General features: G+C 68.8%; 18 protein-coding genes and 3 pseudogenes. 11 read left to right on the forward strand and 10 right to left on the reverse strand.

What is annotated here, in order from left to right; all coding sequences use genetic code 11:
• Window positions 1–118: 118 nt before the first annotated feature.
• On the reverse strand, window positions 119–1,006 hold the full coding sequence (locus OHU89_RS46600) for a helix-turn-helix transcriptional regulator (RefSeq protein ID WP_405652145.1): 888 nt from the start codon (window positions 1,004–1,006) through the stop codon (window positions 119–121).
• 167 nt (window positions 1,007–1,173) lie between these two features.
• On the opposite strand from OHU89_RS46600, the gene OHU89_RS46605 reads away from it, so the two are divergent.
• The 3 genes from OHU89_RS46605 to OHU89_RS46615 are packed head-to-tail and all read left to right on the forward strand — an operon-like array spanning window position 1,174 to window position 4,224.
• Entirely contained in the window at window positions 1,174–2,196 is a 1,023-nt protein-coding gene (locus OHU89_RS46605) for a zinc-dependent alcohol dehydrogenase family protein (protein WP_405652147.1), read from the forward strand.
• Between the two features lie 32 nt (window positions 2,197–2,228).
• Window positions 2,229–3,215, forward strand: coding sequence for an aldo/keto reductase (locus tag OHU89_RS46610; RefSeq protein ID WP_405652150.1), 987 nt, complete (start codon window positions 2,229–2,231; stop codon window positions 3,213–3,215).
• Window positions 3,205–4,224, forward strand: coding sequence for a helix-turn-helix domain-containing protein (locus OHU89_RS46615; protein WP_405652153.1), 1,020 nt, complete (start codon window positions 3,205–3,207; stop codon window positions 4,222–4,224). Before OHU89_RS46610 ends, OHU89_RS46615 begins: the two co-directional genes overlap by 11 nt.
• Before the next feature lie 804 nt (window positions 4,225–5,028).
• Here the strand turns inward: OHU89_RS46615 and OHU89_RS46620 are convergent.
• From OHU89_RS46620 to OHU89_RS46630, 3 genes are all read right to left on the reverse strand, one after another.
• A complete protein-coding gene (locus OHU89_RS46620) occupies window positions 5,029–5,229 on the reverse strand; it encodes a hypothetical protein (RefSeq protein ID WP_405652155.1) in 201 nt (66 codons plus the stop codon).
• 460 nt (window positions 5,230–5,689) lie between these two features.
• Window positions 5,690–6,712 (reverse strand): LLM class flavin-dependent oxidoreductase, encoded by a 1,023-nt coding sequence (locus tag OHU89_RS46625; RefSeq protein WP_405652157.1) that lies wholly within the window; start codon window positions 6,710–6,712, stop codon window positions 5,690–5,692.
• 223 nt (window positions 6,713–6,935) lie between these two features.
• On the reverse strand, window positions 6,936–7,160 hold the full coding sequence (locus OHU89_RS46630; protein ID WP_405652159.1) for a hypothetical protein: 225 nt from the start codon (window positions 7,158–7,160) through the stop codon (window positions 6,936–6,938).
• Between the two features lie 411 nt (window positions 7,161–7,571).
• Here OHU89_RS46630 and OHU89_RS46635 point away from each other — a divergent pair, with 411 nt between their 5' ends.
• From OHU89_RS46635 to OHU89_RS46655, 5 genes and pseudogenes are all read left to right on the forward strand, one after another.
• Window positions 7,572–9,278, forward strand: coding sequence for a PHP domain-containing protein (locus tag OHU89_RS46635; protein ID WP_405652161.1), 1,707 nt, complete (start codon window positions 7,572–7,574; stop codon window positions 9,276–9,278).
• The gene (locus OHU89_RS46640) at window positions 9,275–9,787 is read left to right on the forward strand and encodes a hypothetical protein (RefSeq protein WP_405652164.1); all 513 of its coding nucleotides are present in this window, start codon (window positions 9,275–9,277) and stop codon (window positions 9,785–9,787) included. The genes OHU89_RS46635 and OHU89_RS46640 overlap by 4 nt, the downstream gene beginning before the upstream one ends.
• A gap of 167 nt (window positions 9,788–9,954) precedes the next feature.
• The gene (locus tag OHU89_RS46645; protein WP_405652166.1) at window positions 9,955–10,392 is read left to right on the forward strand and encodes a glutaredoxin domain-containing protein; all 438 of its coding nucleotides are present in this window, start codon (window positions 9,955–9,957) and stop codon (window positions 10,390–10,392) included.
• A gap of 156 nt (window positions 10,393–10,548) precedes the next feature.
• Complete coding sequence (locus tag OHU89_RS46650; RefSeq protein WP_405652168.1) at window positions 10,549–11,109, forward strand: SUKH-4 family immunity protein; 561 nt, start codon at window positions 10,549–10,551, stop codon at window positions 11,107–11,109.
• A gap of 86 nt (window positions 11,110–11,195) precedes the next feature.
• A pseudogene (locus OHU89_RS46655) lies at window positions 11,196–11,318 on the forward strand (IS5/IS1182 family transposase); the annotation flags it as partial.
• A 275-nt stretch (window positions 11,319–11,593) separates the two neighbouring features.
• Here OHU89_RS46655 and OHU89_RS46660 read toward each other — a convergent pair.
• On the reverse strand, window positions 11,594–11,764 hold the full coding sequence (locus OHU89_RS46660) for a hypothetical protein (protein ID WP_405652170.1): 171 nt from the start codon (window positions 11,762–11,764) through the stop codon (window positions 11,594–11,596).
• On the opposite strand from OHU89_RS46660, the gene OHU89_RS46665 reads away from it, so the two are divergent.
• A complete protein-coding gene (locus OHU89_RS46665; protein ID WP_405654956.1) occupies window positions 11,764–11,949 on the forward strand; it encodes a hypothetical protein in 186 nt (61 codons plus the stop codon). The genes OHU89_RS46660 and OHU89_RS46665 overlap by 1 nt on opposite strands.
• A 256-nt stretch (window positions 11,950–12,205) precedes the next feature.
• Window positions 12,206–12,916 (forward strand): helix-turn-helix domain-containing protein, encoded by a 711-nt coding sequence (locus tag OHU89_RS46670; RefSeq protein ID WP_405652172.1) that lies wholly within the window; start codon window positions 12,206–12,208, stop codon window positions 12,914–12,916.
• On the opposite strand, the gene OHU89_RS46675 is transcribed toward OHU89_RS46670, so the two are convergent.
• The 5 genes and pseudogenes from OHU89_RS46675 to OHU89_RS46695 all read right to left on the reverse strand — a co-directional run bounded on the left by OHU89_RS46675 (window position 12,898) and on the right by OHU89_RS46695 (window position 17,697).
• Window positions 12,898–13,473 (reverse strand): dihydrofolate reductase family protein, encoded by a 576-nt coding sequence (locus tag OHU89_RS46675; RefSeq protein ID WP_405652174.1) that lies wholly within the window; start codon window positions 13,471–13,473, stop codon window positions 12,898–12,900. The two genes, OHU89_RS46670 and OHU89_RS46675, sit on opposite strands and share 19 nt — an antisense overlap.
• A 245-nt stretch (window positions 13,474–13,718) precedes the next feature.
• Window positions 13,719–13,868 (reverse strand): annotated as a pseudogene (locus OHU89_RS46680) (IS5/IS1182 family transposase); the annotation flags it as partial.
• Between the two features lie 125 nt (window positions 13,869–13,993).
• Window positions 13,994–14,413 carry a VOC family protein gene (locus tag OHU89_RS46685; RefSeq protein ID WP_405652176.1) on the reverse strand — a complete coding sequence of 140 codons (420 nt, stop codon included), beginning with the start codon at window positions 14,411–14,413 and terminating at the stop codon, window positions 13,994–13,996.
• A gap of 189 nt (window positions 14,414–14,602) precedes the next feature.
• Window positions 14,603–14,841 (reverse strand): annotated as a pseudogene (locus OHU89_RS46690) (transposase); the annotation flags it as partial.
• Between the two features lie 270 nt (window positions 14,842–15,111).
• Window positions 15,112–17,697, reverse strand: a complete 2,586-nt coding sequence (locus OHU89_RS46695) for a DUF6185 family protein (RefSeq protein WP_405652178.1) — start codon at window positions 17,695–17,697, stop codon at window positions 15,112–15,114.
• 648 nt (window positions 17,698–18,345) lie between these two features.
• Here OHU89_RS46695 and OHU89_RS46700 point away from each other — a divergent pair.
• The gene (locus OHU89_RS46700; protein WP_405652181.1) at window positions 18,346–20,727 is read left to right on the forward strand and encodes a hypothetical protein; all 2,382 of its coding nucleotides are present in this window, start codon (window positions 18,346–18,348) and stop codon (window positions 20,725–20,727) included.
• The last annotated feature ends 1,032 nt before the right edge of the window (window positions 20,728–21,759 follow it).

Raw genomic sequence — 21,759 nt, forward strand, 5'->3', positions numbered from 1 at the left:
GATGGCTGCCGCACTTCCGCCGCGGAACAGGCTGCCGTGCGGGTCGTTGTGACGTACACGGCAGCAGGCACCGACCTCCACCGCCTGACCGCCTCCTCCCGTGAGGCCAGCTACGCAGCTACCGCGTCAGAGGACCGGCAGGGTCGGCACTGTCCTGGGAGGCGGTCCAGGAGGCGAGGAGGCGCAGGGCTTCTTCGGAGGGTGAGCCGGGTTCGGCGGTGTAGATGAGGAGGGTGAGACCGGGTTCGTCGTCCACGGCCGAGCCGTGCCAGGCCAGGGTGAGCTCGCCGACGACCGCGTGGTGGAAGCGTTTGACACCGGTGCCGTGGCGGCGCACGTTGTGGGAGCCCCAGCGGGTGCGGAAGGCGTCGCTGCGGGTGGACAGCTCGCCCACCAGGTCGTGCAGATCCTTGTCGTGCGGGTTGCGGCCGGCCTCGGTGCGCAGCACGTCCACGGTCATGTCGGCGATGAGGTCCCAGTCCGGGTAGAAGCGGCGGGCCGCCGGGCCGAGGAACTGGAAACGGGCCATATTGGGCGGCTGGGAGCCGCTGTCATAGAGGTCGGCGAAGAGGGCGCGGGCCAGCTGGTTGGCGGCGAGCAGGTCCAGGCGGCCGTTCGTCACGAACGCGGGCCCGGCGGTGACGGCGTCCAGGGTCCACTGCAGGCTCTTGGGCAAGGCCCGCTGTCGGCTGGAGCGTGACCGGGGGCGGGCAAGCGTGTCGGAGCCTTCCTGGGCCTGGGCCAGGTGGAGCAGGTGCGTCCGTTCGACCTCGTCCAACTGGAGTGCGCGGGCGATCGATTCGAGCACGGCGGGGGAGACTCCGGTGAGGTTGCCGCGCTCCAGTTTGCCGTAGTAGTCGACGCTGACGTCGGCCAGTGTGGCGACCTCGCTGCGGCGCAGTCCGGGCACGCGCCGCCGGGTGCCGGCCGGCAGTCCGGCCTGCTCCGGGGTGATCTTGGCTCTCCGCGAGGTGAGGAACTCGCGGACTTCGTCACGGTTGTCCACACCCCTGACCGTACGACGTCTGCGCGGCCGTAGGGATGTACTGCCAGTACATGGTTCAACAGCAACTGGTTGCCCGCGCGAAACGGGGGTTCCCTGGATGACGTGGGCATTCAGCCCGCCCGGCCGTCCGATGCGGCCGGTTCCCCGTATGCAAGGAGCAACCTCTCATGCGCGGTGTCGTGATGCATGCCCCCGGTGACTTCCGGGTGGAGGAGCGCGAGGACCCGAAGATCCTGAAGCCCACGGACGCGGTCATCCGGGTGGTGGCGGCCTGTGTGTGCGGCTCGGATCTGTGGCCCTACCGCGGGGCCGAGCCCTTCGAGGCACGCTCCCCGATCGGCCATGAGTACGTGGGCGTGGTGGAGGAGATCGGCAGCGCCGTCACCACCGTCAGGCCCGGCCAGTTCGTGGTCGGCGGCTTCTCCACCTCCGACAACACCTGCGCCAACTGCCGCGCCGGCTACCAGACGTCCTGCGTCCAGCGCGAGTGGATGAACGAGATGGGCGCCCAGGCGGAGCGGCTGCGCGTCCCGCTCGCCGACGGCACCCTCGTCGCCACCCCGGACACCCCGGACGAGGACCTGATCCCCAGTCTGCTGACCGCCTCCGACGTGCTCGGCACCGGCTGGTTCGCCGCCGTCGCCGCCCAGGCCGGTCCCGGCAAAACCGTTGCCGTGGTCGGTGACGGCGCGGTCGGTCTGCTCGGCGTGCTGGCCGCCCGGCAGCTCGGCGCGGAGCGGGTCATCGCCATGAGCCGGCACGCCTCCCGGCAGAAGCTGGCCCTGGAGTTCGGCGCGACCGACATCGTCACCGAGCGCGGCGACGCAGGCGTGGCGAAGATCAAGGAGCTGACCGGCGGCTTCGGCGCGCACTCCGTCATCGAGGCGGTCGGCACCCAGGAGTCGATGCTCCAGGCGATCCGCTCCGCCCGCCCCGGCGGCCATGTCGGCTACGTCGGCGTCTCCCACGACGTCACGCTCGACGGCCAGGAGCTGTTCTTCTCCCACGCGCACCTGCACGGCGGCCCGGCCCCGGTCCGTGAGTTCCTGCCGCAGCTGATCGACCTGATCTGGAGCCGGCAGATCGACCCGGGCAAGGTCTTCGACCTCGCCCTCCCCCTCGACCAGGCCGCCGACGCCTACCGGGCGATGGACGAACGCCGCGCCATCAAGGTCCTGCTGAAGCCCTGACAGGCCACGCCTCACGAACGGACGGTGCGTGCATGAGTGACGAGATGAGATACGGGCACCTGGGCCGCTCCGGTCTGCTGGTCGGCCGGATCGGCCTCGGGACGATGGACTTCGGCTTCACCGTGGACGAACCGACCAGTTTCGCGGTCATGGACACCGCCGTCGAAGCGGGTGTCAACTTCTTCGACACCGCCGACGTCTACGGCGGCCCGCAGTCGGCGGACATGAAGAAGGGGTACGGCGTCTCGGAAGAGACCGTCGGCCGGTGGCTCAGGCGCCGCGACGAGATCGTCCTGGCCACGAAGGTGTACCAGCCGATGGGTCTGGGGCCGAACGACCGCCGACTGTCCGCTTACCACATCCGGCGCGCGTGCGAGGCGAGCCTGCGACGGCTCCAGACGGACCACATCGACCTCTACCAGATGCACCACATCGACCGGGCCACACCCTGGGAGGAAATCTGGCAGGCGATGGAACAGCTCGTACGCGACGGCAAGATCAGCTACGTCGGCAGCAGCAACTTCGCCGGCTGGGACGTGGCCCTCGCCCAATCGGCCGCCGCAGCACGGCACTTCCTGGGCCTGACCTCCGAACAGAGCCTGTACAACCTCGCGGTGCGAGCCGTGGAACACGAACTCGTCCCCGCGCTGCGCCACCTCGGAATCGGCCTGATCCCCTACAGCCCGCTACACGCCGGCCTGCTCACGGGCGCACTCGAGTCCGCCGCCGAGGGACACATCCGGGATGAGTCGATGCTGAAGCGCATCGACGCGCACCGCGACCAGCTCGAAGCGTACGAAGGGCTGTGCCGGGAGCTGGGCGCGAAGCCGGCGCACGTGGCGCTGGCCTGGGTGCTGCACAACCCTGCCGTCTCCACCACGGCCACCGGAGCGACGACGAGCGAGCAACTACGGTCCAACCTCGGTGCACTGTCCGTGCACCTGGACGACGAGGCCGTGGAACGCCTCGACCGTATCTGGCCGGGTCCAGGGGAAGCCCCGCAGGCGTATGCCTGGTGAAGCCGGCCTCGGGCCGACCGACCTCCCGGGCCGCCCTGCTGCCCCATCGCCGAGCTCTCCCGGGCGGCGGTCCGCCCATGGCGCGGATCGCCGGGACCCCGGCCCCGACCACCAGGCCGCCAACCGTGCCGACATCCGGGACTTCCTCACAAGCCGACGGGCCAGGATCACCCCGGAGGAGGTCGGACTGCCCACCAGCGGACCACGCCGAGTGCCCGGGCTGCGGCGCGAGGAGGTCGCGCAGCTGGCTTCCATCAGCACCGACTACTACACCCGGGTCGAGCAGGGGCGCATGCAGGCGTCCGTCCCCGTCCTGGAAGCGGTCGCCCGCGCCCTGCAACTGGACGAGGACGAGCGCAGGTACCTGTTCGACCTGGCCCGAGCAGCCGGTACCACCCGGCGCGCACCTCGCTGCCGCAGGGATGTCGAAGTGCCGCCCTCCGTCCAGTGGATGCTCGACTCGATGACGAAGTCGTCGGCCTTCGTACGCAACGGCCGCATGGAGGTCATCTCCCACAACGCGCTGTTCCGTGCTTTGCACGCGCCGATGTTCGACAGCGACACCATCGACCGGCGCGGCCGGCCGAACATCGCCCGTTACCTCTTCCTCGATCCAGGCTCAGCCGATCTCTTCGTGGACTGGCAGGCGGCCGCCGTGACCACCGTCGCGCTGATGCGCGCCGAAGCCGGTCGCGAACCCCGCGACCGGGCCCTGCGCGAGCTCATCGGCGAACTGTCCACGCTCAGCACCCAGTTCCGCGCCCAGTGGGCCGCCCACCACGTCCGCATCCACCACCACGGCATCAAGCGGCTGCAGCACCCCGACGTCGGCCGCCTGGAACTGGCGTACCGATCCATGGACCTGCCTCTTGCCGACCGTGCGGTCTACGATCTGACCATCTATACCGCCGAGCCCGGCACCTGTTCCGAAGACCGGCTCAAGCTCCTTGCCAGTTGGGCAGCGACACGGCCGTCAGCCACAGAGCCCACCCGACACGAGAGTCACTGAGCTTGGTGTTCAACCCCCGCCGTTCACCTGACCCGCTGATCTTGGTTCGTTCCCGGGGCAGCAGGGCGACCATTCTTCACGCTTCGAGGGGTCGAGCAACGTCGCGTGAAGGATGACAGGTGTCTGGGTGACCTGCGGTACGGGCGCAGGTTGGTGGCGGTCGCCGCATTCGTTCACGTGGTCGGCCATTCAGGTGCTCAGCGCACCCCGATGCGAGCCGAGGTGGTCATCTTCGCCCCCGCGAATACTTGGCTAGCCACAGGATTGCTGCTACGTTAGTTATGTGGCCAGCTCTCCACGGTGGTGACATCACCCGGACGATCTCCGCTATCCGCCATGCCGGACACCCGGCAGCAGCAAGTAGAACTATGGGCGCACGTTGGGCGGCAAGCTGCGGAGGGGCATGGGCCCGCACCCGCTTCTCAAGCACCCGCCGATCGTCAGGAGCGTGCTGATCCGCTCCGTCACCGAGGGCGGTCTTGCCGATGCCGGGGTCACCCCCGGAGTCCCGAGGGGTGGGGCTGCGCTCCATGACGGAGCGGGTAGCTGAGATCGGCGGACACTGCACGATCGAACGCGTGTCGCCCGGAACCCGGGTACGTGCCGTTCTGCCCCGATCGATCAGGTCGAGCCACTCGAACGGGGCCGACGCCCTGGACGGGGGAGCAGACGCTCCACAGGGCTCCTCGGCGGAAGCCCCCGTCGGTGGCCGTGCGGAAGTGTGAAGGGCGTGATGTTGATCGACGGGCGAACATGCGTGCGCCCGCTGCCGCTTCCCCGCGGCAGCGGGCGCTCCAAAGGAGGTCAGGTCGTGCCCGGGTGGCGGCAGGCGGGGCAGTGCTTCGTTGCGATACCCGGGTGCCCGCAGCCGGGGCAGTCCTTCTCTTCGGCCGAGCGTGCCGGACCGCTTGCCTGAAGGGAGCGGCGCTTCCCCCACGGTTTGGCCAGGAGTGCCGCGGCGATCGTGGCGCAGACGGTCACCGAAGCGATGATCTTGCTCTTCATGGGTGGTTCCTCTCCCTGTGGGGCCCTTCCGGCCCCGTCACGGAAGCGGTGTGTCGCTCCGCTTCAGGAAGAAACGTTTCATCCCGCCATGCCCAGAAGCATGAGCCCCATGGCCTACTCATGCCCCGACTCCCCTCGGCGGCACCGTGCTCATCCTTCGGTCCCGGATGCGTGCTTACTGCGCCAAGCCGCAGGGCGGTGGAAGCGTGCGGGGTGTCTTCACCGGCCGCCCGTCGCGGGCGACGTCGACGCCGACTTCCGCCACAAGTCCCGGCGTCATGAGGCTGGCTTCCAGCGGCTGGCGGGGTGCCCCAGCCGGCGGAGAACGTCGAGCCGTCCAGGAGCGTTCGTTCCTGGCTCTGGCAAGCAGCGGGGGCGAGCGAGGTGTCGGTCGCCCCGCGCCACGTGGCGGTCCGCCGGACGTACGCAAGCCGCCCCTCGGCACGCCCTGCCCTTGTGGTCAGCGCCAGCCCAGTGCGGGAGCGACGTGGGTGAGGATGCTCTCGATCACGTGGGCGTTGTAGGCGACTCCGAGCTGGTTGGGCACGGTGATGAGGAGCGTGTCGGCGGCGGCGACCGCTTCGTCCTCGGCGAGCTGCTTGATCAGCATGTCGGGCTCGGCGGCGTAGGAGCGGCCGAAGATGGCGCGGGTGTTGGCGTCGATGTAGCCGATCTGGTCCTTCGAGTTGGACTCGCGGCCGAAGTAGGCGCGGTCGCGGTCGTCGACCAGGGCGAAGATGCTGCGGCTGACCGACACCCGCGGCTGGCGGGTGTGACCCGTCTTGTGCCAGGCGTCGCGGTAGGCCTCGATCTGCTTGCGCTGCTGGACGTGCAGCGGTTCGCCGCTCTCGTCGTCCTTGAGGGTCGAGCTCTGCAGGTTCATCCCGAGCGTGGCCGCCCACGCCGCGGTGGCGTTCGAGCTCGATCCCCACCAGATGCGGTCCCTGAGGCCCTCGGAGTGCGGTTCGATGCGCAGCAGTCCCGGCGGGTTGGAGAACATCGGATTGGGGTTGGGCTGCGCGAACCCCTCGCCCTTGAGCACGTCCAGGAGGCGCTCGGTGTGGGCGCGTGCCATGTCCCCGTCGGTCATGCCCTCGGAGGGCACATGCCCGAAGTGGCGCCAGCCGTCGATGACCTGCTCCGGGGATCCCCGGCTGAGGCCGAGCTGCAGTCGGCCACCCGAGATCAGGTCCGCAGCGCCCGCGTCCTCGGCCATGTACAGAGGGTTCTCGTACCGCATGTCGATCACGCCGGTGCCGATCTCGATCCGGCTGGTCCGCGCGCCGATGGCCGCGAGAAGCGGGAACGGCGAGGCATACTGGCGCGCGAAGTGATGGACCCGGAAGTACGCGCCGTCGGCGCCCAGCTCCTCCGCGGCGACCGCGAGGTCGATCGCCTGGAGAAGGGAATCCGCCGCGGAGCGCGTCTGCGACTGCGGCGACGGCGTCCAGTGTCCGAAGGACAGGAACCCGATCTTTTTCATATCGCTTTCAACAATCAAGGTCGGCGTTCATTCCCTGCCGCCCCTGCCGCGGCACCATGAACCAGGAACGCGGTCGGGTGGCGGACGTTCCGCAGGGCCTTCCCGCGACCCGAGGACCGTGCACATGAGGCAGCCCTCGCCGGGCCTGCCACAGCCCTCGCCCGTCCACAGCGTGCACGTCCGGTGCGTCGCGGCCCACCAGGCAAGCCGCGCCGGTCTGCGGTCAATGGAGCTGGTACTCCCACGGCTCGATGTCCGGCTCCCCCGGGGGCAGCTCCCCGGTGCAGTACCGGTAGAGCCAGGCAGCAGCCCGGCGCTCCGCGTGCTTCTCGTTGACCGGTTCTCCCCGCTCATCCAGTTCGAGGACGTTGGCGAAGATCGCGACGCAGATCTTCATCTGGGAGGGCGACTCACGCAACTCCTTCCAGTAGTCGATCCCTTCCAGCATCGGGTGGCCTACCGTCCCCCGGGCGAGCCATCCAGCAAAGCGTCGGGGGGCTCCGGAAGCACCGTGGCTGAGATGCGAAGGCATGCGAAGAATCCAGCCCCAGCGTTCCCAGGTTGATCGTCGGCCTCCCGCCGCAGGAGACGACGGAGTCTCAGGGGATGGGATGGTGCCGACGGTTATGGGGCGCCCCTTTGGCCTCGGGCTGTCACGGCAGGCGCGGCACAGGCCGACAACCGGCCTTACGTACAAGGCCGTTGGACAAGGGGTGGAGTGGCGAGCTGCCGCGTGCGGGGCGCCCGTCGGTCATTCCCTGCTCGTCCACCGTTCACCTGGTGCCTTGATCCTCCACATACGCGGCGCGGTTGCGCGGCGGAAGGCAGCCGCAGAAGGCAGCGGCAACCAGGAGGCGTCATGGGGCACGGACATCACCACCACAGACACGATGACGATCACGGTCACGCGCACGAGGCGGCCTCCGCCCTGCCGGCGACGTTCGATCCCTCCGTGCCCGACGAGGCCCTCACACCCGAGGAGCAGTCCCGCCGCACCCTGCTGCGCCGGGCCGGCCTGCTCGGCGCGGGACTGGCCGCCGGCAACGTCCTCGCCGGCGCCACGCCGGCCGCCGCCGCGCCCGCCGCCGGCTCCGGCGGCCGACGGTCCCACGGCTTGTTGTGGCTGGCCGGCGACCACCACATCCACACCCAGTACAGCAGCGATGGCAAGTACCGCGTCGTCGACCAGGTCCGCCAGGGCGCCCGGCACGGCTTGGACTGGATGGTCATCACCGACCACGGCAGCACCACGCACGCCAAGATCGGCGTCGACAAGGTGAACCCGGACATCAAGGAGGCCCGCGCCGCCTACGAGGCCACGCTCGTCTTTCAGGGCCTGGAGTGGAACATCCCGGCCGCCGAGCACGGCACCGTCTTCGTGCACCCCGGCAAGAACGAGGTCGCAGTCCTCAAGCAGTTCGAGACCGACTACGACGGCAGCGTGAAGGGCGCGAGCGATTCCACGCCGGCCAACGAGGCGCTGGCCGTCGCGGGCCTCAACTTCCTTGCCGAGCAGGTGCAGCGGCGCAAGGTGAAGGACGCGCTGATGCTCGCCAACCACCCGGCTCGGCGCGGTGTCGACTCCCCGCACGAGATCCGGGGCTGGCGGGACGCGACCGGCTCGGGTCGCCAGATAGCTGTCGGCTTCGAGGGCGCCCCCGGCCACCAGGCCGCCGGCCTGCCCGCGCCTCTCGGCATGGCCCGCGCCCGCGGCATCTACGACAACAGCCCCAGCGCCGGCTCCTTTGCCGGCTACCCGCTGGAGAGCTACCGCACCTGGGGTGGCTTCGACTGGATGACCGCCACGGTCGGCGGTCTGTGGGACAGTCTCCTTGCCGAGGGCAAGCCGTGGTGGATCACCGCCAACAGCGACAGCCACCAGGTCTACGGCGACACCGCCGTGCGGGGGCCTGGTGGGGACTTCAACGCCAACGGGCGGTACGAGGACCCCGTCTACGGCGGCAAGATCGACATCACCCAGGGCGACTACTGGCCCGGCCAGTACAGCCGTACGCATGTCGGCGCCGACGGCTTCTCCTACGCCGCAGTCATGGACGGCATCCGGGCCGGCCGAATCTGGGTCGACCACGGACAGCTCCTCAGCGGCCTGGACGCCCGGATGTCGGGCGGCGGCCGCTGGGCCACGCTGGGCGGCGCCCTGCACGTGAAGAAGGGCACGAACGTCACGCTGACGGTCGACGTGGCCCTCGCCGACGGCCCCAACTGGGCCGGATACGTGCCCAAGCTGGCGCGCGTGGACGTCATCCAGGGCGATGTGACGGGACCGGTCGCGGACCAGGACACGTTCACCGCGCCGACGGCGAAGGTGGCCCGCTCATACGGGGTGGATGAGTCCTCCGGCGTCGTCCGGCTCACCCACCAGCTCGGCCGCGTGGACCGCCCGCTGTACGTCCGTCTGCGCGGCAGCGACGGCAACCGGACCGCCGTCGGAGCGATGGGCGCGGCGGTCGACCCGGCGGGTCCCGCGATCGACGTCGTGGGCGACGCCGACCCGTGGCTTGACCTGTGGTTCTACTCCAACCCGATCTGGGTCCTGCCGTCGTGACGCAGTACGCCCTCACGGTGGACCCGGGGGTCCGCGATCTGCGTGCGGCCGATCACCTGCTCCAGGCGCTGGCCGCCGAACTCGCCCTTGCGGAAGGCGTGTTCGGCTGCACACACCTGGTGCGGGGAGACCGCCCGCGCGTCGCCCTCTCTCTCGCCGTGCCGTCCGAGCCGCTCCTGCGCACTGTCCAGGAGCGGCTCACGGCCCGGGGGCGCGAGGTGCACGACGGTCTGCCCGACCCGGTCGGCCGTGCGGTGCTCTACCCGGGGGCCGCCACCCTCACCGGCACGCTGACGGTCACGGAGCTGCTCTCGCGCTCCGCGATCGACCGCGTGACGATCCTGGGCGCCCACGGCCCGCCCGCCCCCGGCACGTTGGTGGTGACGCGCGACCACGTACGCCCGCAATGGCAGGACGGCGAGCTCGTACTGACGGCCATGCCGGCGGCTGGGGGAGTGCTCGTCCCGTTCGAGGTGCCGGAACCGACCCCGTGCTGCGCGGACCACTGACGCCCAGTGCCATGGCGTCCGTCCGCTCACGAATGGCCTTCGTCGTGGTCACGTGTGTCCTTGGTCGGAGCACATGATCAGACGAAGGCCGCCTCAGCGGCCGGCGAACACCCAGGTGAGCGACCTGGTTCGAGGAGAATTTCGAATCATCGATAGCCTGCGTCACCATGATGCGCGCTTGGATCTTGCCGATGCTGCTCGTCCTCTGCGGCTCAGCCGCCGCGACTGAGCTGACCTCCGAGGGGCGCCTCGGCACAGCCGCAGCCGTCCTGCTGGCGTTCCTCGCGCTCGCCGGCGTCACCTCGCCCCTGATCTTCCCGAGGTCGATCGGTGCGCGGGAGGCACAACGCCGCAGCGCGGTCGACGGCCGGCCGGTCGTCTTCTGGCGGCCGGGCTGCACGTACTGCATGCGACTGCGCATCCGGCTGGGCCGCAGCGCCCATCAGTTGTACTGGGTCAACATCTGGCGCGACCCGGTAGGAGCCGCAGCAGTGAGGGCAGCCAACAACGGCAACGAGACCGTGCCGACCGTCGTCGTGGCGGGCCAGCCACACACCAACCCCGACCCCCAATGGGTACGCGAACGGCTCTCCCCTCCCGCGTGAACAGAACGAACCGTGCCCTACCGGAGAGGCGCCCGCAGACCCAAGCGGACACAGGCTGTAGACCAGCCAAGAGCCGTCCCGGAGGTGCGGCCGTGTTCTGATCTGAGGCCGGCTCGATACGGGTCAGGACCACAGCCGACGGAAGAGGATCGCTCGATGGCGACGTACGACCAGCTCACCGGGTGGGCCGGTCCTGGCCATGTCACGCGAGCCAGACGGGACGTGGTGGCCAGCTGGCGGATCCCGGACTTCATGAAGGCACAGCTCGTCGAGGTGGGCATCCCGGTAACTCCGCGCCTCATCGAACGAGTTGTGATGCAGATCGAGGCCGAACCGGTCCTGCTCACGTCCCGGGGCCCGCTTTACCGTCTCACCGAGCAGGCGGACCCCGATGAGCCAGCCGAGCGGTCATCGTTCGGTATCGAGCCGGAGACCGGGGCGGTCTACTTCGTCATGCCGGGCGGGGAGGCATGGTTCGCCAACTCCAGCGTCGACGTGTGGCTCGACGTCCTTCACCGTTACGGCCGCTGCGTCACCGCCTCAGAGCTTCTCAGCGAGCCGGACGGCCCTGAGGAGTACCTCTCCGAAGAGGAAGAAGAGCAGGCTTTCGCCGAGCTGAGCCGGCTGGCCGAGGAGCTGAGGGAGATCGACGCTGCGGCGTTCAAAGGTTACGAGGGGTTTCTCTGGCCAGGGCTGCTGGATCGATGGCTCTACTGACCTCGGCGCGGCAGAGCCACGGCCCGTATGTATGGAGCGCGCAGGGATGCCGGGACTACCACTGACATGATCTTCTTGCGGGGGCTGTGATCACGGCGTCGGAGCCGTCATGGAGAGCGCCGCACTCCGGGCTGAGCGCGAAGCAGTTCGGGAAACTGATCACTGTGCTGCGGCGCGGAGGCCCTCACCTGCTTTGCAGGGGCCATCCGAACGCCCCGGGTTCGGTAGAGATCTAGGACTGTCCCGACTTGAGTGGCCATGGTTCCCTCCGGCTCACGCCAGACGGAACCGATCCACCGCCGAGAGGGCACCCATGACTACGCGCCCGCCCACAGCCGACGAGACCTTGGCGCTCCCCGCAGAGGAGGATCGACTGGACTGCGCGGCCGAGCCGGGCCCTGGAGACTGTGCGGCTGGGCTGCGGCGATGTGCCCGAGATCCTGGACCTGGTCGCCCCTTCCAGACCGGAGCCTTCCTCGCCCGGCTACCCGTGACCGGTCACGGCCTCGAGAACCAGAGCCAGCGACTCCTTCGGTTCCTGACCCGCGGTGTCGACCACGACGTGATCGCGGTTCCACGGCTCGTACTCCCGCTCGATGATCTGTTGCCATTCGGGCAGCTCCAGATCGGGGACGCGCCGGCGTCGAGGGCACAATCTCCCAGGCCGTACGCGTCACCAGACTCCGCCGCACCCGTTACCGCAACCTGCCCACAACCCGCCTCGGCCACGTCCTCGCTGCCACCGCGCTCAACATCATCCGCATCGACCGATGGCTGACCGGCACCCCACTCGGCGGCACCCGCACCTCCCGCCTCGAAGCCCTCATGCCCGCAGCCTGACAAGCCGATTCGCGGATTTCTCAGCAGAGTCCTGAAGGGCGGAGCACTGCGCAAGATCAAAGGTAGAGCCACGGCGTCTTCCTCGCGCACCGGACAGCCGGGCCGCAGCCACTCGACGGCGTTCCGCAAGCTGACCGGCCTGCACGGGCCGTGGGAGATCGCGAAGCCGCTGATCCCTCCGTCGAAGGCGTCCGCGAGGCCCGTCACGACCACTGCCGACCGGTACCCACAGCACCGCGCGGCGTATTCTGCGCTCGTGGAGCTGCCCTTCGAGATACGTCAGTCCAACTCGCCGTGGGTCGACAGCGTATGGACCTGCACCAGCGAGCAGGTCACGGCGATGACATCCGTTGCGGGTGTGCGCTGGGGACTGGTGTTCTGGGAGCAGGACGGCCGACCCTACGCGGCCGTCACCGGCCCCGAGACCCGGACCAGCACGGCACCGGTCCCGGAGGGCGCTGCCTTCACCGGCATCGACTTCGCCGTGGGCACCTCGCTGCGGGCCCTGCCCACGCCGGAGCTGGTCGACGGCGGCGTCGAGCTCCCCGACACCACACGCCGGACGTTCCGGCTGGACGGCGCGCGCTGGGAGACCCCGGGCGCCGACGACGCCGAGGCCTTGGTGGAGCGACTGGTCAAGGCCGGAATCGTGGTGCGTGACCCGCTCGTCGCCGAGGTCCTGCGAGGCCACGACCCGGCCGTGTCGGGACGGACCGTCGAACGCCGTTTCCGAGCCGCCACCGGCCTGACGCGAGGCGCCGTCCGGCAGATCGAGCGGGCTCGTACGGCGGCGGAGCTGCTGGCGGCCGGCGACACGGCCGCCGACGTCGTCGCCAAGCTCGAATACTTCGACGAGCCGCACCTCGCCCGGGCGCTGCGCACCTACGTGGGACGCACCGTCGGACAACTGCGGGACGGCATTGGCGGGGCGATCGCGCTCGACCTGGATCAGGGCTTGACGTCGTAGATCAGCTTCAGGATCCCGTTGGAGTAGCTCTCCGACTCCCGCAGCGACAGCATCTGCTTGTCACGGTCGGCTCGGTGGAACAGACTCTTGCCGGCACCGAGCAGGACAGGGAAAACGAGCAGGTTGTACTGGTCGATCAGGCCCGCCTCCGACAGCTGCCGCGCCAGCTCCGCGCTTCCGTGGATGTAGATGGAGCCGCCCTCGCTCTCCTTGAGCTTCGCGATGTCCTCCGTCGTGCGCAGGATCGTCGTCGTCCCCCACCCACCGACGAGGTCGTCGTCCGACAGGGTGCTCGACACCACGTACTTGGGCAGCTCCTTGTAGGAGGCGTGGTCCTCCGAGGCGGGCCAGACCGAAGAGAAGGCCTCATAACTGCGGCGGCCGAACATCAGCGCCGTCGTGTCGGAAAGTTCCTCGCCCTTCAGAGCCCAGGCCTCCGGGACGAACTCCAGGTCCTTCACTACCCACCCACCGCTGCGGTGCCCTTCCTCGGTCCCGCCGGGCGAGTCCAGAACGCCGTCGAGCGACATGAATCCGGTGTAGACCAAGGTACGCATCTGCTGTCTCCTCATCACAGGTCGAGCTCCTGGGATGAGGCTAGATCACGGCCGGGACGGGCGTCTTGGACGGAAACGACATCGAGTGGGGGACTGGTCGGGGACGCCGTGCGTGACCTGTGGCGGTGCAGCCGCTGCGGCGATACGCGATGACCGCCCGGCCGTCGGGCGGTAAAGCTGCCCGGATCGTGACGCACGACACTCGGTGCCGTTGAGAGAGGAGGTCGTCGGCAGCAGGGGCGGGGCCGGCTTGGCGCACTGGCTCTGACAAGATCGTGGTCGTACCTGTGGTCCGCGGAAAGCACGGCCAGCCGCCTGCGAGGCCGGCCGACGAGTCCTGCGACCGCTGGGATCTTGCCCAACAGGGGCAGGAGCTGGGTGATGTCGTTGCGGTTGTTCTCTTCGCTTCCGTCCACCCCGGATCAGTCAACCGCCAGAGCCGGAGTGCTGTTGCAGACCGGGAGTGCTGGTCGCGCTTCTGGCGCTGTGGCAGAGGGACGTTGCTGCTGGTGGTGTGTGGTCAGCCGACGGGCTGTGGTGATGGGGTGCGCGTGCGGTGGGCCCGGATGTCCACGGGACGTCCGTCGGGGTCCCGGGCGGTCATCGTCCACTGGGTGGGCAGCGTCTCGATCGGCCCGACCGGCCACCGGGCAGCCAGGATGTGCGCGCGGACCTCACACAGCCGCGCGTGGGATTCCACGCGCAGCCCCCATCCTGCCCTGTGGAGGGGGTCGAGACCGGTCGTGGGGACGGTGGAGGTCTCGACGATCATGAGATGGTCGTCTCCGCCCACATCGAGAACTGCGATGCGTGGATCAGAAGAGGTTGCGGCGCGTTCGAAGGCGAGCGCTGCGCCGAGTAGCTGCGTGTAGTACGTCACGAGCCGGTCGAGGTCGGTCGTGGACAGTGTTAGGTGGTTGATTCCGAAGAGTCCGGGCATGGTTGGCCCACTGTACTGGGGCCCTGAAGGGGAGTGGGGGGCGAAGGGGCTGCTGTGCACACTTCCTGACGCTACGTCAGGTTATTCGGCTGCCGCTGAACGTGTTGCTGCAGTCTCGGCGAGGTGTGGGTCGGCTCCGGCGGCTGAAAGGTGGCAGGGCCTTGGCCATCTTCAGCACTGGTCCGCCCGGTCGTCCTGGGCCAGCCGGGCCCGGAACTCACTGAGGACTGAGTAGTCGCCCCCGGATCGTCCAATTCGGGGCCGAGTCCGTACTTACAGTCGATCCTCGTGCGCACCGCATCCGCCGCCGTCCGGTCCGAAAGGTTCTCCGCGAACTGCAACACCGACACCAGCGCCAACTGCCCCGGCGAGAAGCCCGGTCGGTCATCGGCCGACTACAGGTCAGCGAAGTCCTCGTCGGTGAACACCACATCAAGCCGGCCCCTCCTCAGCATCATCGACGTCCCCTCGGACACGCCGCCCACGCCGTCCGGACCCTCATCGGGGAATCTGCCGGATACTTGTCTGACGCGTCGACACCGCCCACCGCCCCACACCGAGGCCGCCCCGCCAGCGACGAGCCGACCACCACCGACGAGCCCAACCACCACCAGCGACCGCCGTCACCGCCCCAACAAGATCACCAACAGAGTCACGGCATTGTGCCTGGGACACGTTCGGGCGGAGCGGCTATGCGGTCATGGGCCTGTGCCGTCGGGGCTGCCTGAGCGGTCCGTCGGGTCGCCCGGCTGGATGAGCACCATGGGGTCGTTGCCCTTCAGTTGCTGCCAGACGCCCACGAGGGCGACCATCTGAGCGACGAAGAAGGCCAGTTGTACGGAGGCCGTGCGCAACTGGTAGATGGACAGCAGAAGTGAGGCCTTCGTGGGCCAGTAGATGCCCTCGTGGCGGAATGTGTCGATGTCCATGGTCACGCCGGTCACGGTGAGGACGAGCAGGGTCAGTGCCAGGTCGAGAGGCCAAGTGCCGAAGGTCTGGCCGGTCGCCCGGGTGAGGAGCCAGTGGGCGGCGACGGGGGCGGCGTACACAAGGAAGAGGCCCAGCGCCTTGGCCGGGCCACGTCTACCGGGCAGCACTCGCCACAGGGCACCGAGGACGAAGCCGAGGCCCGCCGAGTAGAGCTCGTAGGCGATCGCACCATCGAGGAGCCCGGCGACACCGAGCTCGTCCCTGGTCATGCCGTCCCACAATGAGCCCCGTACCTGGTTCGCCCAGAAGAGGACTGCGTTGGCGGGCAGCGAGATCAGTGCGGCGAACAGCGCGGCGCGGCAGGCGTTCTGCCACCAGGTCGCGCGCGGTCCCCAGGCGAGGGCGAGTTCCACGGCGTCCACCGAGTCAGGCAGCCGGGCACCGGCGAACGGGGGTGCGGCCTGGGGCGGTTTCCAGTGGTGCAGGGTGTCCAGTTCCTGTTCCAGTTGGGCCCGTTTGCCGTCCGGGTCACTTTGTTCCAGCCGGCGTAACCGGGAGTGGAGGTCCCGGTAGGTGCGCGCGGACTCGATGAGCCAGGTCCGGTCGGATTCCTTGATCGCGTCCCGCAACGGCTTGTCCGGCAGTGGCTTCTGCCACAGCACCGCGCGGCGTTTGCCGATGGCGAGGAGCAGCAGGCCGGCGAGCAGGGTGATCGGCACGGTGATCGGCGACAGCCACAGGCCCACGTACCAGCCCGGCGTGGGCCAGGCGATGTGGAAGGAGAGGACGGTGAGGAGGGCGAGCGTCAGGCCCTCGGGGGCGACCGGCGAGTCGTGGGGGGCGGCGGCGCGGGCGGCGAGAGTGGCGAGGAGCGCGGCGATCACCCCGTACCACCAGCCGATCAACGGGTAGAACCAGCCGTACCAATTGGAGGGGAACCAGGCGAGTCCGTTGTAGTGGTAGGTGAAGCGCCACTGCTCCCAGTAGACGCTGTCCTGAGCACTCAGCCATGTCATCTGGGTCCAGGAGTTGTGTCTGGCCCACAGGGCCAGGGCCACCAGGACCACCGCCGCGACCGCGCAGGCGAGCAGGATCCACCAGGGGAAGACGCCCCGCAGCGGCGCGCCGGCGGTCTGGACGCGTGCCCCGGCCCTGATCCGCTGGACGACCGAGACCGTGCCCACCAGCCAGACGAAGGCCACGCAGAAACTGGCCAGCGCGAGCCACCAGAACCCGCCGTAGCGCTCGGCGTGCACGACCTCGTCGGTCAGGTTCTGGTCGAGCCAGAAGTCGTGGGGCAGGGCGAACCACTCGGGGCGTATCGCCACCGTGACGGGATAGACGCCGGCCACGGCGACGGCCACCACGGCGGATACCCGGGGCCTGCCGAACAGGGACAGCAGTACCCCGACGCAGGCGCCGAACATGAAGTTCGCGGCGACCTCATGGTCGTTCCACCACGTGGACACGTCCGGCAGGTCGCCATTCACCTCGACGAGCACCGAGATGATCAAGGTCAACCAGACCCACAGGAACAGGTTGCGCCGGGTCGCCGCCTCCGCCGGCGTTTCCGTCGCCGGCCCCGGGGACCAGGACAGCCGCCGCACCAGCATGAGGCCCACCGGAACGAACACAAGATCCCAGGAGAGCCAGGTGACCGACCGTGTCAGAGACCACGCGCCGTCCTCGTTCCACCGAGTGACGAGCGCTTTCGTCGCCGGCGGCTGCAGGCGGACCCACAGGGCCGGCATCGGCATGTCGGACTTGGCCCAAGTCCACGTCAGTGTGGTCGCCGTGCCCTTGGTGGGCATCGGCCAGATGTCGCGCCCCCCGCGGCCCCCGAGGTCGATGGTGATCTCCCGCCACCAGGACTTCTCCAGAGCCGGCGGACGCGCGAGGGACAGGGTCCACAGCCGCTTGCCCGGCGTGATGAGCCAGACGCCGAAGCTGCGTTCCGTCAAGGTCTCCACGGAGCTGACGGCCCGGTACGTCACCGTGATGGCCTGCGCGCCGACCGTCACCTTCGGGGGCCAAGGCCGCAACTCGGAGTCCCGGTAGGGGTGATCGCCGTAGGAGTCGTGCAGCAGACACCGCATCGCGAGCCGGTACGGTCCGGCATCCCCGTTCAGCAGCAGATCGTCGGAGAGCGGCCACGCCTTCGGCACCTTCACGACCATCTCGGTCTCAGCCCTCGTGTAATCCTCACCGTCGTGCTTCATCCACACCGAACTGGTGACCTCGGCATCCTTCAGCGCCTCCGGCTCACACCCGTTCGTCTCCACCGCCCGCGCCGTACCGGCTCCGGACAGCACCAACAGCCCCAACAGCACTGCCAACAACAGAAACTTACGCATCCCCCGCACCCTCCCCGCAGACATGTATACCCACACACGCGGCTATGGGCTCAACGGGCCCTGTGTGGCGCGGCGTTGACTGGACGTGACCCCGTCTCGTCGGGTCCGTTCACAGCGAGAGGAAAGCCGTCATCTGGTAGCCGCGGGCGGACGGTTCGACCATCGACTCGAAGACCCCGCGCACCGCGCTGTCGGGGGTGCGCCTTGTACCGCCTACGGAAGGTCTGAGGACTCGGCCGAACGGCGAGCCCGCTCGACGAGGCCGTCGAAGTGGCGTTCGTCGCCGACCCTGGCATGCGTGACGATCTGGCACCTCGGGAAGCAGTTCTCCGGGGCGGTATCGCTCTCGATGTCGACGAACTAGCTGGCGTTGGCAGAGCTGGTGGCGGCCCGTCGACAGCCACTGCTACGTTGGCGACGACGATGGCGAGCAGTAGCTCGTCCTGCCGATCGGCTGGGTGCTGTCGTTCGTTGCGAGGGCCGGAGCTATGCGGCAAGCAGTCCGATGACCGTTACGGCGATCGTCGCAACCAGAGGAACGCAGCACCTTTTCCGCCCCAGCAGGCGCGTACACCGGGCATCGAGTAAAGGCGCTCCGAGCTTGTCGGCGTGATCAGGTCTGGATGTCGAACACCTACGGCTGGGGGCTTGGTGTCGAAGGTACGAATGGCGTTGTGGCCCGTGATCGTGTTCCTTCCCGGCTTCGCCGCGTTATGGGTCTTCTGGCTGGTCGCAGAGCGGAGGTCCGATCTTCCCGGCCTCTTCGAATTCCGCAGCGCCACATGGGGGGACGGAATTCTGTTGCCGCTCCTCGCCCTCTGTCTGCGGGTGATGACAGAACGGCTGCGGCCGCCGGGAGGGATCGCCCACCGTAGGAGAGCGGTGACGGCGGGCGCCTTCGCGGGGACGGCCGTCGGTGTAACCGTGATTGGCATGTGGCTCGTCGAAGACCGGCCGGCGCTCAACTGGACTATGCAGAGGCCGCATTCCTTCACAGCGGCCGGGGTGTGGCATGCGGTATTTCTCGTCGCGGCATGCGCGCTCTTCGCCTGGCTGGCGACGGACCTGGCACTGCACCTGCGTCACAGCGGTGATGCCGCGGTGAGACGGTCACTCTCGTCCTCGTGGGCGGTTGTGGCTCTCGCGTGTACTGCGGGCTACGCCTGGCTCGGTATCTTCGACGCACTCGGCTCGGGCGGGAGTGTCGGCGGGACAACGTCACTCGTGGTGCTGGTGGGTGCGGCGGTAGTGGTGGGCTGCGCCATGTTCTTCGTACCCGGGGGATTCCACCGCCGGTACGCCGATGTGCTTCTCACCTCGTCGATTCTGACCGTGTGCCTGATCGTGTTCGTCGACGCCCATCCGCATGTGGGAGCACTCACTTACGCAGCACTCATCAGTGCCGTGACCTGTGCGGTCGGTCTGGCGGGGACGACAGTGACCGGTGCGAGCATCTCGGCCGTGGAGACACTGGGGGTATGCGGGCTCTTCGGGCTGGCGACCATTTTTGTCTCCACGATTCAGTCCGCCACACTCTGGACCGTATTCGCATGCCCTTTGCTGGGCGCTGCCGGTGCCGTTGCTCTGCGGTGGCTCCGCTCGAACGTCACGCATCCACCGTCCCAGGCGCCCATCACCGGTAAATACCTCACAGGTGTCGGGATCGCCGCCTGTCTGCTGGCGGCTTCCACCTTCGGTGCATGGCTGGGGGAGCGGGACAACTACGAGATCACCGGTGCGTTCGTCCTCACCATCGTGGGCGCCGTTCTCGGTGGCGCATTCTTCCAGTATTTCAAGTCCGACTTCGAAGAACTGATGGCCATCGAAGGCGATCCCGACCGCCGCTCCCCGGACCAACTGCCGGGCTCCGAACAGCGGGACGTGGCCGCGCGAGTCTGGATCAGGCTCGCGGGTTTCAGCGTGGCGGCCTTCTCGGGGATCCTTGTACTGACGATCTCCCTCGCGCCGTCGCTGGGATGGCACGCGGGGCGAAGGCCTATCGGCTGGGGTGTGGTGGTGGTCGTCGTCGCTACCGCTTCGCTGTGCGTGGTCTTCACCGCCAGGGCGCTGGCAGCCGCGTGGCGGACGCACATCGAAGGAGAGCCCAGAACCGTACCGGTACGCAGGGACGCCCCGGCGTGGTCGTGTGCCGCCTGTGGGCTGTTGACGTGCGCCACCACGGCAACGGCGATCTGGCAGGGGGGCGTCGTCAACGTGCCGGCGATGGTGCAGGCGATCGTCATGACATTCTTCGCCGCCGAGGCGATCTGTGGCAACGGGATGTGGTTGCACTTCACGCGGCTGAGACCGAGCTCCCGCTGCGCCCTCGTGACGGTGGTACCGGCCGTCGGGCTGAGCGTCTACTGGTCCCTGACCGAACTCATCCGCCCGGAGGGAGCCGGAGCGGCCCTCGGCCCCTCCCTGTTCGCCTGGGTTTGTGCCGCACTCTCGGTCTTCGCGCTGATCGCGTCCACCACCTCGGCGGTCTACGTGGCCGGCGGGCAGCCCTATCAGACGGACTACCCTCCACTGAAATGCGCGATCCAGGATACCTTCCTGCTCACCATTCTCTGGCTGGCCCTCGGATGGGCCCCGCACACAGTGCTGACACATGTGCCGGAGGCGGCCCCGGAGCGATGGGCAGCGATCGGGACCATTCTCGCCGGCTTCATGCTCACCTTTTGCCCGCCCTTCCTGTGGGCCATCGAAAGCAATGACACGCACGTGTGCAGGCAGCGGCTGATCCGAGGCGCGACCGGCGCGCCCAGCTACGGACCTGCCTTCACCGACGCGTCCATCGAGCGCATCGCCGGTCTGCCCAGCAGAATCGGACGCTACCGCCGAGCCGTGACGAACGGTGAAGGCATGTCCGAAGCCGACCGGAGCGCCGACCACTTCCTTGTCCGACTGAGTGGCCACACCGCCGTACAGAACACCATCGCCCTCTCGATCGCGTGCATCTCCCTGGTAGGAGCCGTCGGCGTCACGTCCGGCTTCACGGCCCCGCCGTACCGGCCGCCCACCTCGTAAACCCGCCACGGGTCCTGCCGGAGACGGCAGGGTTCCGAGCCGTTGTAGCAGGAGGCTTTCGGCTACAGCTGGTGGCTGAACCTCTCCATCCGCACCCGGGCGAGCTCACTGACCTGAACGCCCCGAAGTGCGGCGGGCCTCGCCCGACGGTGACCCGGATGGCATCGACGTCCCCGCCACCTCCCGGAGTCACCGCCCGGCCGCAGCACATGGAACGGTGACGGCTGTACGCGAAGGCGACCTCCGCGTCACTGGTGTCGGCCTGTCCCGCTGCCAGGTGGGCCGGGCGCGTATCGGTGCGCAACTGACGATCACTGACTACGTCTGGGCCGTGGTCCGCTGCTTGCGACATTCGGGGGAGAAATCGTCGACCGCCAGAGCCACCCGCGGCTCGTGCTCCGTGCCCTGACAGGCCGCCGACGCACGGCTACTTCCGTGGGACGCAGTGAGCGCAGACGCCCATCGGGTACACGGGCGGCGACCTTTGGCGCCGTGGCCCTGGGGCTCGGCCCCCTGGGCGTGCGCATGAACACCGTCTCGTCGGGGGTGATCCGTTCTCTGGCCGCGGAAGGCACCGAGACGCACCTGGGTGACATCAGGATGAAGGGGCGCCCTGGCTGGTGGCTTCGGCACGCCGGACGCCATCGCGCCGGCCGTCGTGCGGCCTTCGCGTACGGCGCCGTGGTGGACGTCTGCCGGGGTAGGACAGGGCCGCTGTCATCGGTGCGTGGCCGTCATCTCCGCGTCGGGAATGCCGACGGGGGCGGGTGTGTTGAACGCGGCGTGGGAGTGAAGGGGACAGTGTCCCCGGGCCTCATCTCTTGCCTGCGGGGACGATCGTCCGGCTGAAGCCCCGCAGAGCCTTTCGCCGCGTAGGCGACCGCCCTTCACTCCATTTTTCGCCGTGGTCCGGGCGGGTACAAACACCCGCCCGGACCACGGCCGCACCGCTCCAGGCCGTACCGGGAGCGGTGACCGTCGGGAATGAGGCACCAGCCGACGTTGTTGCAGAAGTCGTCTGACATGTCCGAG

Origin of the sequence: Streptomyces sp. NBC_00019 (genome assembly GCF_045041015.1) — a bacterium.
In the GTDB taxonomy this organism is placed as follows: Bacteria; Actinomycetota; Actinomycetes; order Streptomycetales; family Streptomycetaceae; genus Streptomyces.